We start from the raw sequence: 13,444 nt of genomic DNA, 5'->3' as shown, positions 1-13,444 counted from the left end.
GCCCCTGGCCGGCCGGCACCGACGCGTCCTACTTCTGTACCAGCGGGCAGGTCGAATCGGCCAGCGGCTGGAAGGCCTCGGCGGCCGGAATGGTGGCGACCAGCTTGGAATAGTCCCAACCGCCCTTGGATTCGGACGGCTTTTTCACTTCGTACAAATACATGTCGTGAATCACGCGGCCGTCGGGGCGGATCGACGCATTGCGCATGATCGGGTCCTTGATCGGCAGCTCGCGCATCTTGTCGGCCACCACCTTGCCGTCGGTGCTGCCCGAAGCGGCGACCGAACGCAGGTAGTGCAGCACGCTGGAATACACGCCGGCCTGCGTCATGGTGGGCTTGAGGCCGCGGAAGGCCCTCTCGAAACGCGTGGCCCATAGGCGCGAGGCATCGTCGTAATCCCAATAGAAGCCGTCCACGTACGACAGCCCCTGCGCGCTTTCCAGCCCCAGCGCGCGCAGGTCCGACAGGAAGATCAGCAGCGACACCAGCCGCTGCCCTCCCGCCACGATGCCGAACTCGCGCGCCTGCTTGACCGCGTTGACCGTGTCCTGGCCGCCGTTGGCCAGCGCCACGACCTGCGCCTTGGAACTTTGCGCCTGCAACAGATAGGAAGCGAAGTCGGGCGCGTTCAGTGGATGGCGCACGCTGCCGGCGACCGTGCCGCCCAGCGCCTTGACCGCCTTGGCCGTGTCGGCTTCCAGCGAGTGGCCGAAGGCATAGTCGACGGTGATGAAATACCAGGACTTGCCGCCCGCCTTGACGGTGGCCTTGGCGCCCCCGGCGGACTGCGAATACGTGTCGAACATCCAGTGGAAACCGACCGGCGAGCACTCTTTGTTGGTCAGCGCCGTGGTGGCCGGGCCAGAGAACATCACGACCTTGTTCTTTTCACGCGCAATGCCCTGCACCGCCAGCGCCACCGCGGAGTTGGTCAGGTCGGCGATGGCGGTGACGCCGTCGCGGTCGAACCATTCGCGCGCCTTGGCCGCGCCCACGTCCGCCTTGTTCTGATTGTCGGCCGAGACCAGCTCGATCTTCATGCCCTTGCACTCGGCCGCCAGGCAATCGTCGATGGCCAATTGCGCCGCGGCCACCGAACCTGCCCCGCCCATGCCGGCATAGGTGCCCGACATGTCCGTCAGAATGCCGATCTTCACCGGCGGCTTGTCCGCCGCCTGCGCCTGACCTACCAGCGCAGCGCCCAGACACAAGCCTGCGGCCAGCCCGCGTACGTGCAATTCCATGGATTTGTCTCCTGAGTTTTATGCGTTATGGCGCCGTCTTTGCGGCCTGCGGTCCCCAGGAGCATTGCCCTAGGGCCTGCCGACCCAGTGTAGATGTGTGAAAATCAACAAGCAACACTAGAAATGCACATTCCTTGTGCATCAATGCACAATCAAGATCGGGGCGAAAAACGTGCTGGATTGGGACAGCCTGCGGTATTTCCTGGAAGTGGCGCGCACCCAGCGGGTCAGCGCGGCCGCGCGCAAATTGGGGGTCGAACACACCACGGTGTCACGGCGCATCCGCGCGCTGGAAAGCGAACTGGACACTCTGCTGTTCGAAAAATCGCGCAGTGCCGGCTTCGTGCTGACCGAAGACGGCCAGCGCCTGTTCGTGCACGCCGAGCAGATGGAAAGCACGGTGCATACCGCCCGCGAGAACCTGTCGGGCATCGGCCAGGCGCTGTCGGGCCACCTGCGCATCGGCGCCACCGAGGGCTTCGGCAGCTATGTGCTGACGCCGTTGGCCGCCGACTTCCAGCGACGCTATCCGCACATCACCCTGGACATCCTGCCCGTGCCGCGCTTTGTCAGCCTGTCCAAGCGTGAAGCGGACCTGGCCATCACCATCGAACGCCCCCAGCGCGGTCCGTACGTCTGCAGCAAACTGTGCGACTACACCCTGCGCCTGTATGGCACCCCGGGTTACCTGGCACGCCACCCGCCCATCCAGAGCCGCGCCGACCTGGCCGGCCACAGCTTCATCGGCTATGTCGACGAACTGCTGTTCAGCGAACGCCTGCGCTACCTGGAAGACCTGCTGCCCGCGAGCCGCGTGGTGTTGCGCAGCACCAGCGTGGTGGCGCAGTACCACGCCGCGCTGCAGGGGCAGTCGCTGGCCATCCTGCCGTGCTTCATCGCCGCACAGGACCCGCGGCTCAAGCCTGTGCTGGAAAACGAAGTGGAGATCACGCGGTCGTTCTGGATGTACTGCCACGAAGACCTGCGCAAGCTCAAGCGCGTGACGGTGCTGTGGGAATTCATCCGCAAGTCGGTGCTCAAGAACGCCGACCTGCTGGCCGGCAAGCGCGGCACGATGAAGTACCTGCCGTGAACCCGGCCCGCGCTGCGGCGGCGTGCCGGGGCAGGTGATCGCCCGCGCCATTGGGCGCGGGCCCCAGCCTTAGCTGGTCTTGGGCGCCTTGACCCGCAGGCGGCGCATCAACAGGAAGGCCGTCAGCATGGCCACGATGATGTGGATCGCGAACGTGCCCACGCCGAAGCTGAGCTTGCCGTTGGAGATCCAGGCGCGCGACAGGTTGATCAGGTTCATGTACAGCAGGCCCACCAGGCCGGCGATGAGCAGGTCGCCCGAACGGCCCAGGCGCGGATTCACCGCGCCCAGCGGAATCGCCAGCAGCGCCAGGTTCAGCGCGGCCAGCGGCAACGAGATCCGCCACATCACCTGCGACCAGCTGCTGGTGGTGTTGTCGGCCATCAGTTGCGGCGTGGTGCGGGCCTTGGACGAGCGCTCGGCGGCGGCGCGGGCCGAGGCGACCGGATCGTCGCCGCCCTTGCTTTCCAGGCGCAGCCCGTACTTGTCGAAGTGCACCAGTCGAATCTCGGGCGTGCCGGGTTTGAGGTCGTAGCGATGGCCTTCGCCCAGCACCAGGAAGCGGTCGCCGTTGGGCAGGGTTTCGCTGTGGGCGCTGGCGGCGGTAAGCACGCTGAGCCACTCGGGTCCGTTTTCGCGGGCAAACACATTGCCCAGCTCATCGGTAGGCTTGGCCGGGTCTTCGGCGAAGAACACGCGGTTGCCACCGGCGGATTCCGCGAACTGCCCCGCCGTGACCTTGGACAGGTCCGAGCGCTGCTCGAAGCGTTCGTGGTATTCGCCGATCTGGCGGTAGGCCCAGGGCGCAGCCACCAGCGTCAGTCCCGCCACCGCGATGGCCACCGGCACGGCAACCCGCAGCACCGGCTTGAGCCAATCGGCCAGCGACAGGCCGCTGGCGAACCACACCACCATTTCGGATTCGCGATAGTTGCGCGTGACGGTGGTGAGCACCGCGATGAAGATCGACACCGCCAGGATGGTAGGCAGGGCCGTGATGGTGGACAGCGCGGCCAGCACGAGCACGACGTCCGCCCCGATGTTGCCGCCCGCCGCTTCACCGAGCAGGCGCACGAGCAGCACGCTGAGCCACACGATGAGCAACGTGGAAAAGACAACGCCAGCGTGACTGGTGATCTCGCTGACGACAGAGCGTTTGAATAGAGACATGGGAGAATATGCGGGATAATCGACCGCATCATACAGACGCACACGGGAAACCCTCATGGAATTTAGCACACAGACCACCGCTTCCCTGCACCAGATCAAAACCGCCGCGCTGGCGATCGGGGTCTTTGCCGACGGCGTATTGAGCCCCGCCGCCGACCTGATCGACCGGGCCTCCAACGGCGCCGTGCGCGCCGTCGCCAAAGCCGAATTCCGCGGCCGCGCCGGCGCCACCCTGGTGCTGCGCTCGCTGCCGGGCGTGACCGCCCAGCGCGTGGTCCTGGTGGGCCTGGGCAAGCAGGACGAATACTCGGCCCGCGCCCACGCCTCGGCCGAACAGGCCTTTGCCGCCGCCTGCGTGTCCGCCCAGCTGACCGAGGGCGTCTCGACCCTGGTCGCCAACCCGATCCCGGACGTGGCCGTCATCGCCCGCGCCCGCAGCGCCGCCATCGCGGCCGGCAGCGCCACCTATCACTACGACGCCAGCTTCGGCAAACCCGACCGCGACGCCCGTCCCAAGCTCAAGAAGATCGTCCAGATCGTCGAACGCGCCGACGCCAGCCAGGTCCAGAAGGGCCTGCGCGAAGGCGCCGCCATCGCCAACGGCATGGAACTGACCCGCACGCTGGGCAACCTGCCCGGCAACATCTGCACCCCCACCTACCTGGGCGACACCGCCAAGAAACTGGCCCGCGAGTTCAAGTCCATCAAGGTCGAAGTGCTGGACAGGAAGCAGGTCGAGGCCCTGGGCATGGGGTCGTTCCTGTCGGTGGCCCGCGGTTCCGAAGAAGCCTTGCGCTTCATCGTCCTGCGCCATGCCGGCAAGCCCGCCGCCAAGAAGGGCGCCAAGGCCGCGCAAGGCCCGATCGTGCTGGTCGGCAAGGGCATTACCTTCGATGCCGGCGGCATCTCGCTCAAGCCCGCCGCCACGATGGACGAAATGAAGTACGACATGTGCGGCGCCGCCAGCGTGCTGGGTTCGTTCCGCGCCCTGGCCGAACTGGAGCTGCCCCTGGACGTGGTCGGCCTGATCCCGGCCTGCGAAAACCTGCCCAGCGGCACGGCCAACAAGCCGGGCGACGTCGTCACCAGCATGGCCGGCCTGACCATCGAAATCCTGAATACCGACGCCGAAGGCCGCCTGGTCCTGTGCGATGCCCTGACCTACGCCGAACGCTTCAAGCCGTCCACCGTCATCGACATCGCCACCCTCACCGGCGCCTGCGTCGTGGCCCTGGGCCACGTCAACACGGGCCTGTTCACCAAGGACGACGCCCTGTCCGACGCCCTGACGGCCGCCGGCCGCCAGTCGCTGGACACCGCATGGCGCATGCCCATGGACGACGCCTACCAGGAACAGCTGAAGTCCAACTTCGCCGACCTGGCCAACATCGGCGGTCCCCCGGCCGGCGCCGTCACGGCCGCCTGCTTCCTGTCGCGCTTCACCAAGTCGTACCGCTGGGCCCACCTGGACATCGCCGGCACCGCCTGGAAAAGCGGCAAGGACAAGGGCGCCACGGGCCGTCCCGTGCCGCTCCTGATGCAGTTCCTGCTGGACCAGGCTTGATCGCCCTGCGACGGAACCCGGCATGACGCGCATCGACTTCGCCTTCGGCGCGCCGGACCGCTTGCGCATGGCCTGCCAGGTCGTGCGCAAGCGCTACCTGGCAGGCCAGCGACTGGTGGTGTACTGTAAGGAAGGCTCGCGGCTGACCGCCTTCGACCGCATGCTGTGGGCGTTCGACGACACCTCTTTCGTGCCGCACGTGCTGGCCAACGATCCCCTGGCGGCCGAAACGCCGGTCGTGCTGACCGCCGGCGATCCTGGCCAGGCGATGCAGCCGTCCGCCGATGGCCAGGCCCAACCCTGGCTGCTGAACCTCGACGACGACTGCCCGCCCGGCTTCGACGCCTTCGAGCGTCTGCTTGAAATCGTCTCGGACGACCCCGACGACAAGCAAGCCGCCCGGCAGCGCTGGCGCACCTACGTCGGGGCCGGCCACACGCCGCAAAGCCACGACCTGAGCCGGCAAGCGGCCAGCAACTGACCGTCCGTACACCCGCGCCGCCCCGCCCGGCGGCGCCTCTCCCTCGGGAGCCCCCATGCCCCACCCCACCGACCCCGGCATCCCCACCCTGACCCAGCGGGCAGAACCCACCCTGTCGCCCTCCGCCTCCCGGCCCGACGCCCCCGTATTGACCGAGGTGGCGCAAGACCGCGCGCGGGCTTATCCTGACGAAGCGTTCCCGGTGTTGACCGACGTGGCCGAATCGGCGGGCTTGAACGACTGGCCCGCGGACGACTTCCCGCTATTGACGGCCACTGCCGAATCAGACGATTTCCCGCTGCTGACCGAAGCGGCCGACCTGCCCGCGGCGCCGGATGCCGACCGGCCCGCCATGCCCGCTGCAAGCCAGGCGGCAGTGCAAGGCGAGCTACCCGCACAAGCGTCTCCGGCGGTCGTGCCGCCACAGGGCGCCGTGTTGGCCGCGCGCCTGCAAGCGGAAGTCGAACAGGCCATGCGCCAGGCGCTGGCCGACGCCATCGAGCAGATCCAGGCACGCATGGACGAAGAACTACCCCGCATCGTCGCCCGGGTCCTGCAGGACGTACGCCCCGGTTGAAATCCGGCCTTCCGCCCCCATTACGGGACTACACTGCCCTCCACCTGTCCTAATTCCTCCAAAAACTGGATTCTTCAGGGAACTGTAAGGTATCCTTGGCATCTAAGCCTTCTAGGCAAATCAATTTCTGCCGTACACAGGAGTCCTCCATGAACGAATATCGTCCGTCCCCCTTTAACCGTTCCGGCACCATCGCCGGCGCGCCGGGCGAGGTCGCGCGCAACCAGGTGCTGCGCAACACCTATTGGCTCCTGGCGCTCTCGCTGATCCCGACCGTGCTCGGTGCTGCCGTCGGCCTGTACACCGGCATCAACCGGGTCATGGGCGCCAGCCCCGGCCTGTCCGCCATCGTGTTCCTGGTGGGCGCGTTCGGCCTGATGTTCGCCATCGAGAAAAACAAGAACAACTCGCTGGGCGTCGTCCTGCTGCTGGCCTTCACGTTCTTCATGGGCGTGATGCTGTCGCGCCTGCTCGGCTTCGTGATGGGCTTCAGCAACGGCTCGCAACTGGTCATGACGGCCTTCGGCGGCACCGCGATCGTGTTCGGCACCATGGCCACCCTGGCCACCACCATCAAGCGCGATCTGTCCGGCCTGCAGAAGTTCCTGTTCATCGGCGCGGTCGTCATCCTGGTTGCCGCCCTGGCCAACATCTTCCTGCAGCTGCCTGCGCTGATGCTGACCATCTCGGTGCTGGCCATCGTCATCTTCTCGGCGTTCATGCTGGTTGACCTGCAACGCGTCGTGAACGGCGGCGAAACGAACTACGTTTCCGCCACGCTGGCCATCTACCTGGACGTCTACAACGTCTTCTCGAACCTGCTGATGCTGCTGGGCATCTTCGGCGGCAACCGCGAGTAATCGCGCGCTGCCTACCGGCAAACAAGGGCCTGCATGAAATGTGCAGGCCCTTTTTCATTGGAGCTTGCCATGTCCGACCGCCGCCGTTTCCTGCAGGCCGCCGCCTGCGCGCCCTTGCTTGCCCAGCCGTGGGCGGCCCATGCCCTGAGCACCAAGCGCCCCATGCGTGTTCGCGAGATCTGGTCGTCGGGCGAAATGCTGCCGGCCATAGGGCTGGGTACGGCCGATACCTTCAATGTGCCACCGTCGGATGCGGCCGCCATGGCGCCGTTGGCCCAGGTGCTGGACTCGCTGCTCGAGGCGGGCGGCAAGCTGATCGACACCGCCCCCAGCTACGGCCAGGCCGAGGCCGTCACGGGTGCCCTGGTGGCGCGCAAGCCGGACATGCGCAAGCAGGTCTTCCTGGCCACCAAGATCAGCACCCAGGGGCATGAGGCGGCCCGGCGCCAGATCGAACACTCGCAGCGCGCGCTCAAGACCGACAAGCTCGACCTGATCCAGGTGCACAACCTGATCGACACCCGCAACCAGTTGGCGTTGCTGCGCGACCTGAAACAGCAGGGCGTGACGCGCTACATCGGCATCACCCACTACACCGATTACGCCCACGACGAACTCACCGAACTGGTCGAGCGTGAAAAGCCCGACTTTCTGCAGATCAACCTGTCGGTGGGTGCGCGCAACGCCGAAAAGCGCCTGCTGCCGGCGTGCCTGGCCAATGGCGTGGCCGTCCTGATCAACCGCCCCTTCCAGGACGGCGCCCTGTTCCGCCAGGTCAAGGGTCGGCCCCTGCCCGAGCTGGCAGCCGAGATCGGCTGCGGGTCCTGGGCGCAGCTTTTCCTGAAATTCGTCATCAGCCACCCCGCCGTCACCGCGGTCATCCCCGCCACTTCCAAGCCGGCCAACATGGCCGACAACCTGCTGGCCGGCTTCGGCCCGCTGGCGAACGACGCCCAGCGCGAACGCATCGCCGCCTTGCTGGCCTGACGCCATGACCCTCCAGGCCGGCCCCTGGCGTCACCGGGTGGCGCAAGCGCTCGGCATCCGCGCCGATGAACTGGCCCCGGCCGCGTGCGGCTTCGCCTTCTTCTTTTTTCTCTTCTGCGGCTATTTCATGCTGCGGCCGATCCGAGAAACGCTGGGCATCCAGGCCGGCGTGGACCAGTTGCAATGGCTGTTCACCGCCACGTTCGTCGCCATGCTGGCGGTGGTACCGCTGTTCGGCTGGCTGTCCGCCCGGGTGCCGCGCGCCACGCTGGTGACCTGGGTCTATGCCGTGTTCGCCGCGACCATGGCAGGCTATGCCGCGCTGTTCCATTGGCGCCCCGACAGCGTCTGGGCGGCACGCAGCTTCTATGTCTGGCTGTCGGTCTTCAATCTGTTCGTGGTGTCGCTGGCCTGGAGCCTGATGGCCGACGTGTTCCGCATGGACTCCGCCAAGCGCCTGTTCGCGTTGATCGCCGCAGGCGCGAGCGCCGGCGGGCTGTGTGGCCCGCTGCTGGGCGGGCTGCTGGCCGGGGCGCTGGGCCCGGCGGGCCTGCTGCTGCTGTCGGCCCTGCTGCTGACCGCCACGTTGCCGCTCAAGCGCTGGCTGCTGCGCTGGCGCGGCGCCACGCATTCCAACGCCGACACGGCCGACATGGCCCGGCCCATTCCGGGCACCCTGCTGGCAGGCTTGGCGCGCGTGTTCCAGTCGCGCTACCTGCTGGGCATTGCCGGGCTGGTCGTGCTGCTGGCCACCCTCAACACCTTTCTCTACATGGAGCAGGCTCGCCTGGTGGCTGGTGCATTCAGCGACACCGCCCAGCGCCTCCGCGTGTTCTCGGCGCTGGACTTCACGGTCCAGGCGCTGGCGCTGCTGTCGCAGTTGTTCATCACCGGGCGGGTGGCCGCCCGGCTGGGCGTGAGGTTCCTGATGACCGCCGTGCCGGTGGCCATGGTGCTGGCCTTTCTGGCGCTGGCGGCCTACCCCGTGTTCGCGGTACTGGCGGGGGCCATGATCCTGCGCCGCGTGGGCGAATATGCCTTGATCCGTCCAGGGCGGGAAATGCTGTTCACGGCGGTCTCGCCTGAAGACAAGTACAAGACCAAGAACGTCATCGATACCGTCGTGTACCGGGCGGGCGACGCCGCCAGCGGCTGGGTCAAGGCCGGCGTGGACGCGCTGGGCCACGGGGTCGCCTTGATCGCCCTGCTGGGCGCAGCCTGCGCGCTGGCCGCCGCCGCGCTTGGCTATGGGCTGGGCCGCCGCGCCGACCGGCCCATGCCTGTGGCCGAACCATTAGATTCAACCAAACATCCATCTTAATAAACCGAACGAATTCCCGGCAGGGCCGCCGCACAATAGCGCAGCCTGATCGCACCCTACGATTGCATACGCCCTTAACGTCCCGGGAATCGTCATGACACGCACCGCCAGCCTTGCCGCCCTGTTGCTTTGCCTGACCGCGCCGCCCGCGCTGGCCGATTACCCCACCCGCCCGATCACCCTGATCGTGCCGGCGGCGGCCGGCGGCAACGCCGACATCACCGCCCGCCTGGTCGGCCAGGAAATGAGCCGTACGCTGGGACAGCCTGTGGTCGTGGAAAACCGCGTGGGCGCGGGGGGCCGCATCGGCACCCAGGCCTTGGTACGCGCGGCGCCTGACGGCTACACCATCGGCTACGCCCACGTCGGCACCCTGGTGCTGCACCGGTATCTCTTCAAGCAGCAGCTTTATGACCTGGATCGCGACATCGTCCCGGTCGGGCTGGTGGCCGAAACGCCCAACGTCATCGTGGTGAACGCGGCCTCGCCGTATCGCGACCTGAAAAGCTTCATCGCCGCCAGCCGCGCCCAGCCCGACCGCCTGACCATGACCTCGGCAGACCCCGGCACCACCAGCGAAGTCGGCGTCAAACTGTTCATCGCCCAGACCGGCGCGGCCGTGCGCCAGATTCCCTACAAGGCCACCGCCGCCCAGTTGTCGGACCTCCTGGGCGGGCATGTGGATTCGATGATGGAGAACCTGCCGCCCTTGATCGGCAACCTGAAGGACGGCCGCCTGCGCGCGCTGGCCGTCACCACCAAGGGCCGTGCCGCCTCCAATCCGGACGTGCCGACCGTGGCCGAACAGGGCTATCCCGACTATGAGCAATCCGCCTGGAGCGCCCTGGTGGCGCCTGCCGGCACGCCCCCCGCGGTGGTTGCCAAGCTCAACGCGGCCATGAACACCGCCCTGCGTTCGGACGCGGTCAGCAAGGAACTGCGCAGCCGATCGCAAGAACCGCTGGGCGGCTCGCCCGAAGACGTGAAGACCCAGATCCAGAAGGAACTGCCCAAATGGGAAAGCATCATCAAGGCCGCCGGCACCACGCTGGATTGACGCGTCGCGCACTGCCGACGGGAGCCTCGCCATGGCCAAGGTAAGCCGGGAGGACTTCACCTGCGCCGCCGCCACCAACACATCGGCGTACCGGCGCATCACCGTGCCCATGCTGAAGATCGAGGCCGGGCCCGGCCCCGCCGTGGCCCTGATGGCCGGCGTGCATGGCGACGAATGGGAAGGCCAGGCCGCCATCCTGCAACTGTGGCACCTGCTGCCCGGCATCCTGCAACGCGGCACGGTCTACCTGCTGCCCGCCGCCAACGCCGAAGCGTCTCTGGCCGGCACCCGCCTGTCGCCCTCGGACGCCGGCAACCTCAATCGCGCCTTCCTGGGCGCGCCTGCGCGCGGCTACACGGAAAGCGTGGCCGCCGCATTGGAAGCCCGGCTGTTGCCGCGCATCCAGACGCTGGTCGACGTGCATAGCGGTGGCGCATCGCTGCGTTACCTGCCGTCATCGGTCATCACCCGCTACGGCGACGATGCGTACGACGAACGCCTGCCGGCGCTGGCGCGCGCCTTCGGCCAGCCCCATTGCGTGTTCTTTCGCGGCACCGAAGCCGGCTCCCTGCCCGCGGCCGCCAGCCGCCTGGGCGTGCTGCGGCTCAGCGCGGAAATCGGCGGCGGCCGCGAAACCACCCGCACACTGGTCGAAGATTGCCGCGACGGCCTGTTGGGCTGCCTGGCCGAGCTGGGCCTTCTGTCCAGCACCGCGCCGCGCCGACCCAACCCGTCCCTCTATGACCTGGATGCGCCGGCCGCCACCTTGCGTACGCACGACAGCGGCGTCTTCGTACCCGGCGTCGCCCTCGGCCAGACCGTGACGGCCGGCCAGACCATCGGCCAGCTCATCGAACCGGCCCGGCCCGACCTGGCTTCGCGCAACTTGCCTAGCCCGCAGGCAGGCACCGTCGTCTGCCTGCGCGCCATCGCCCGCAGCGACGATGGCGACTGCCTGCTGCAAGTCGCGCCTGCCCTTTCCCTGGACTCCCTTGCCTCGTTGTACTGACCCATGCAGATGAACCCCCGCTTGTCCGGCCTGCGCTGCATCCGCTGCGAACGCCTGCTGCCGCCCGCCGACTACCCCGAAGGCTGCCCCCACTGCCTGCAGGCCGGCCACCCCGCCTCGCTGGAATGCCGCTACGAGGCCGCCGCAGGCGATGACGCGATGCCGTTGCCGGTGTGGGAGCCTGTCACGCTGGGCGAAGGCGCCACGCCCTGCCTGGACGCCGCCACGCTGGCACAGGCCGAAGGCGTCGGCCGGCTGTGGCTCAAGTGCGAAAGCGCCAATCCCACCGGCAGCCACAAGGACCGCATGGCCGCGCAGCTCGTGTCCCGCGCCCGCCTGGCGGGGGCATCGCGCGTGGCCGCCGCATCCAGCGGCAATGCCGGCGTATCGCTGGCCGCCTACTGCGCCGCCGCCGGACTGCAAGCGGACATCGCCATCACCCGCAACTGTCCGCCCCTGCAACGCGATGCCATGCAGCGCTTCGGCGCGCGCCTCACGGCTTTCGACGACAGCCTGGGCCGCTGGCCCTTTGTGGCGGACCTGTGCCGCAACCAGGGCGCCTTTGCCGGCACCAACTACCTCAATCCGCCCGTCGGCACCCACCCTTATGGCGTCGAAGGCTACAAGCCCATCGCGCGCGAAATCTTCGATGCTTGCGGCCTGCCGACGGACATCGTCGTGCCGACCGCGCGGGGCGACCTGTTGTGGGGCATCCTGTTGGGCTGGCAGCACCTGCTGAACGCCGGCCTGATTGCACAGCTGCCACGCCTGCACGCCGTCGAGCCCTACGCCCGGCTGTCGCGGGCGCAGACCACGGGCGATGCACGCAGCCTCTGGGAAGGCACCACGGATCAGTATTCGATCGCGGGCGGCACCACCACCCTGCAGTCGCTGCAAGCCCTGTCGCGCTCGGGCGGCTCACCGGTCGAGGTCTCGGATGCCGCCGCCGCGCAAGCCCAGCAACGGCTGGAACGCATGGGCCTGGCCACCGAACTGTCGTCGGCCGCGGCGCTGGCCGCGCTGACGCGACTGCGACGCGCCGGGCAATTGGATGCCGAGTCGTCCGTCGTGCTGATCCTGACGTCGGACGGACGGCGGGGGTGACGCGGGCTCGAGGCCGCGGCGGACCCGCTGCGCTGCGCGTCTAGCCGCGGGCAACCCCATAGCGTTCCACCAGCGGCGCCAGCGCAGCACGCAGACAGGTTGCCCAGAATTTGCCGGCCTCGGACAAGGGCCGGCTGCCATGGACGATCATGTGGCACTCGAAGTGCACCGGGGCGCCCAGCGGCCGGTGGCACAACCCCGCCGCTTCCAGGCTCACCGCCGTGGCGGGATTGGCAATGCCAATCCCATGGCCGTCCAGTGCCAACTGGCAGACCGTGGCGGAATACGGCGTCTCGATCGCGATCTTCAGGCTGGCGCCGGCCTGCAGCACCAGCGCATCCAGCCGCTGGCGCGAGGCATCTTCCGTGTTCAACGCTATGACATCGGCGTCGGCCAGCTGGGCAAACCCGACCTGCGCGAGGCGCGCCAGCGCATGGTCCTTGGGAAACACCACGACGGCTCGCAAACTGGCCAACCGATGGCCACGCAGGCCTTCCAGTTCTGACTCGTCGGCCACGGTCGCCAGGTCCAGCTCGCCGGATACGACCATGTCGCGCAAGGTGTTCGAATCGCGTATCTGCAAGTACAGCGGCGTATCCGGGTAGCGTTGGCGAAAGCGCGTGATGGCATCGCTGACCACTGCGCCGCTATAGGCATGGATGCAACCGATGCGCAGGCGCGGCTGGGCCGCTCCGCGAATGGCGCGGATCTTCCTGCCCAGGCTTTCCAGCCCCACGTTCAGGCGCCGGATTTCTTCGTACAGCAGCGTGGCTTCGGGGGTGCGCAGCATGCGCTGGCGCACGCGTTCGAACAGCCGCAGTTCAATGCTGGCCTCCAGGGCGGCCAGGGTGGCGCTGACGGTGGCGGGGGATACGTCCAGGCGCCGCGCGGCGGCGGTCACGCTTTCGGTTTCATAGACCGTGCGGAAGGTCTCGACCTGTTTGAGCGTGAAGGTCATGGCCGAACGCGCCGCAG

13 protein-coding genes are annotated in these 13,444 nt (G+C 67.8%); 10 read left to right on the top strand and 3 right to left on the bottom strand.

Annotation, left to right across the window (positions count from 1 at the left end):
• Window positions 1-28: 28 nt before the first annotated feature.
• A complete protein-coding gene (locus tag AC6LJ2_RS23360) occupies window positions 29-1,246 on the bottom strand; it encodes an ABC transporter substrate-binding protein (RefSeq protein ID WP_498152281.1) in 1,218 nt (405 codons plus the stop codon).
• A gap of 172 nt (window positions 1,247-1,418) precedes the next feature.
• Here AC6LJ2_RS23360 and AC6LJ2_RS23355 point away from each other — a divergent pair, with 172 nt between their 5' ends.
• The gene (locus tag AC6LJ2_RS23355) at window positions 1,419-2,339 is read left to right on the top strand and encodes a LysR family transcriptional regulator (protein WP_263910527.1); all 921 of its coding nucleotides are present in this window, start codon (window positions 1,419-1,421) and stop codon (window positions 2,337-2,339) included.
• A 69-nt stretch (window positions 2,340-2,408) separates the two neighbouring features.
• Here the strand turns inward: AC6LJ2_RS23355 and lptF are convergent, their stop codons facing one another.
• Window positions 2,409-3,509 (bottom strand): LPS export ABC transporter permease LptF, encoded by a 1,101-nt coding sequence (gene lptF, locus AC6LJ2_RS23350; protein WP_263910525.1) that lies wholly within the window; start codon window positions 3,507-3,509, stop codon window positions 2,409-2,411.
• 55 nt (window positions 3,510-3,564) lie between these two features.
• Between lptF and AC6LJ2_RS23345 the strand changes: the two genes are divergently transcribed.
• The 9 genes from AC6LJ2_RS23345 (at window position 3,565) to AC6LJ2_RS23305 (ending at window position 12,469) form a co-directional block, all read left to right on the top strand.
• Complete coding sequence (locus tag AC6LJ2_RS23345) at window positions 3,565-5,073, top strand: leucyl aminopeptidase (protein WP_263910523.1); 1,509 nt, start codon at window positions 3,565-3,567, stop codon at window positions 5,071-5,073.
• 22 nt (window positions 5,074-5,095) lie between these two features.
• Window positions 5,096-5,554 (top strand): DNA polymerase III subunit chi, encoded by a 459-nt coding sequence (locus tag AC6LJ2_RS23340; RefSeq protein ID WP_263910522.1) that lies wholly within the window; start codon window positions 5,096-5,098, stop codon window positions 5,552-5,554.
• A gap of 55 nt (window positions 5,555-5,609) precedes the next feature.
• The gene (locus AC6LJ2_RS23335; RefSeq protein ID WP_498152280.1) at window positions 5,610-6,131 is read left to right on the top strand and encodes a hypothetical protein; all 522 of its coding nucleotides are present in this window, start codon (window positions 5,610-5,612) and stop codon (window positions 6,129-6,131) included.
• 149 nt (window positions 6,132-6,280) lie between these two features.
• A complete protein-coding gene (locus AC6LJ2_RS23330) occupies window positions 6,281-6,991 on the top strand; it encodes a Bax inhibitor-1/YccA family protein (protein WP_263910519.1) in 711 nt (236 codons plus the stop codon).
• A gap of 69 nt (window positions 6,992-7,060) precedes the next feature.
• Window positions 7,061-7,978: an aldo/keto reductase gene (locus AC6LJ2_RS23325; RefSeq protein ID WP_263910517.1), complete on the top strand. Its 918-nt coding sequence runs from the start codon at window positions 7,061-7,063 to the stop codon at window positions 7,976-7,978.
• 4 nt (window positions 7,979-7,982) lie between these two features.
• On the top strand, window positions 7,983-9,299 hold the full coding sequence (locus AC6LJ2_RS23320) for an NTP/NDP exchange transporter (RefSeq protein ID WP_498152279.1): 1,317 nt from the start codon (window positions 7,983-7,985) through the stop codon (window positions 9,297-9,299).
• A 94-nt stretch (window positions 9,300-9,393) separates the two neighbouring features.
• Window positions 9,394-10,356, top strand: coding sequence for a Bug family tripartite tricarboxylate transporter substrate binding protein (locus AC6LJ2_RS23315; RefSeq protein WP_263910514.1), 963 nt, complete (start codon window positions 9,394-9,396; stop codon window positions 10,354-10,356).
• A gap of 31 nt (window positions 10,357-10,387) precedes the next feature.
• A complete protein-coding gene (locus AC6LJ2_RS23310; RefSeq protein ID WP_498152278.1) occupies window positions 10,388-11,365 on the top strand; it encodes a M14 family metallopeptidase in 978 nt (325 codons plus the stop codon).
• Window positions 11,366-11,368: 3 nt separating this feature from the next.
• Complete coding sequence (locus AC6LJ2_RS23305) at window positions 11,369-12,469, top strand: pyridoxal-phosphate dependent enzyme (RefSeq protein ID WP_263910510.1); 1,101 nt, start codon at window positions 11,369-11,371, stop codon at window positions 12,467-12,469.
• A 40-nt stretch (window positions 12,470-12,509) separates the two neighbouring features.
• On the opposite strand, the gene AC6LJ2_RS23300 is transcribed toward AC6LJ2_RS23305, so the two are convergent.
• The gene (locus AC6LJ2_RS23300) at window positions 12,510-13,427 is read right to left on the bottom strand and encodes a LysR family transcriptional regulator (protein WP_263910508.1); all 918 of its coding nucleotides are present in this window, start codon (window positions 13,425-13,427) and stop codon (window positions 12,510-12,512) included.
• Window positions 13,428-13,444: the final 17 nt, after the last annotated feature.

It is taken from the genome of Achromobacter sp. 1014246743, assembly GCF_059760725.1.
Note: the sequence above shows the minus strand (reverse complement) of the source record. Positions and strands in the feature narration are given on the sequence as shown.

What these genes read in the sequence shown, in the direction of transcription:
- AC6LJ2_RS23330 (WP_263910519.1), top strand. Translation starts at nt 6,281, where the DNA reads ATGAACGAATATCGTCCGTCCCCCTTTAACCGTTCCGGCACCATCGCC.
- AC6LJ2_RS23360 (WP_498152281.1), bottom strand. Translation starts at nt 1,246, where the DNA reads ATGGAATTGCACGTACGCGGGCTGGCCGCAGGCTTGTGTCTGGGCGCT.
- lptF (WP_263910525.1), bottom strand. Translation starts at nt 3,509, where the DNA reads ATGTCTCTATTCAAACGCTCTGTCGTCAGCGAGATCACCAGTCACGCT.
- AC6LJ2_RS23335 (WP_498152280.1), top strand. Translation starts at nt 5,610, where the DNA reads ATGCCCCACCCCACCGACCCCGGCATCCCCACCCTGACCCAGCGGGCA.
- AC6LJ2_RS23305 (WP_263910510.1), top strand. Translation starts at nt 11,369, where the DNA reads ATGCAGATGAACCCCCGCTTGTCCGGCCTGCGCTGCATCCGCTGCGAA.
- AC6LJ2_RS23300 (WP_263910508.1), bottom strand. Translation starts at nt 13,427, where the DNA reads ATGACCTTCACGCTCAAACAGGTCGAGACCTTCCGCACGGTCTATGAA.
- AC6LJ2_RS23325 (WP_263910517.1), top strand. Translation starts at nt 7,061, where the DNA reads ATGTCCGACCGCCGCCGTTTCCTGCAGGCCGCCGCCTGCGCGCCCTTG.
- AC6LJ2_RS23315 (WP_263910514.1), top strand. Translation starts at nt 9,394, where the DNA reads ATGACACGCACCGCCAGCCTTGCCGCCCTGTTGCTTTGCCTGACCGCG.
- AC6LJ2_RS23340 (WP_263910522.1), top strand. Translation starts at nt 5,096, where the DNA reads ATGACGCGCATCGACTTCGCCTTCGGCGCGCCGGACCGCTTGCGCATG.
- AC6LJ2_RS23320 (WP_498152279.1), top strand. Translation starts at nt 7,983, where the DNA reads ATGACCCTCCAGGCCGGCCCCTGGCGTCACCGGGTGGCGCAAGCGCTC.
- AC6LJ2_RS23345 (WP_263910523.1), top strand. Translation starts at nt 3,565, where the DNA reads ATGGAATTTAGCACACAGACCACCGCTTCCCTGCACCAGATCAAAACC.
- AC6LJ2_RS23310 (WP_498152278.1), top strand. Translation starts at nt 10,388, where the DNA reads ATGGCCAAGGTAAGCCGGGAGGACTTCACCTGCGCCGCCGCCACCAAC.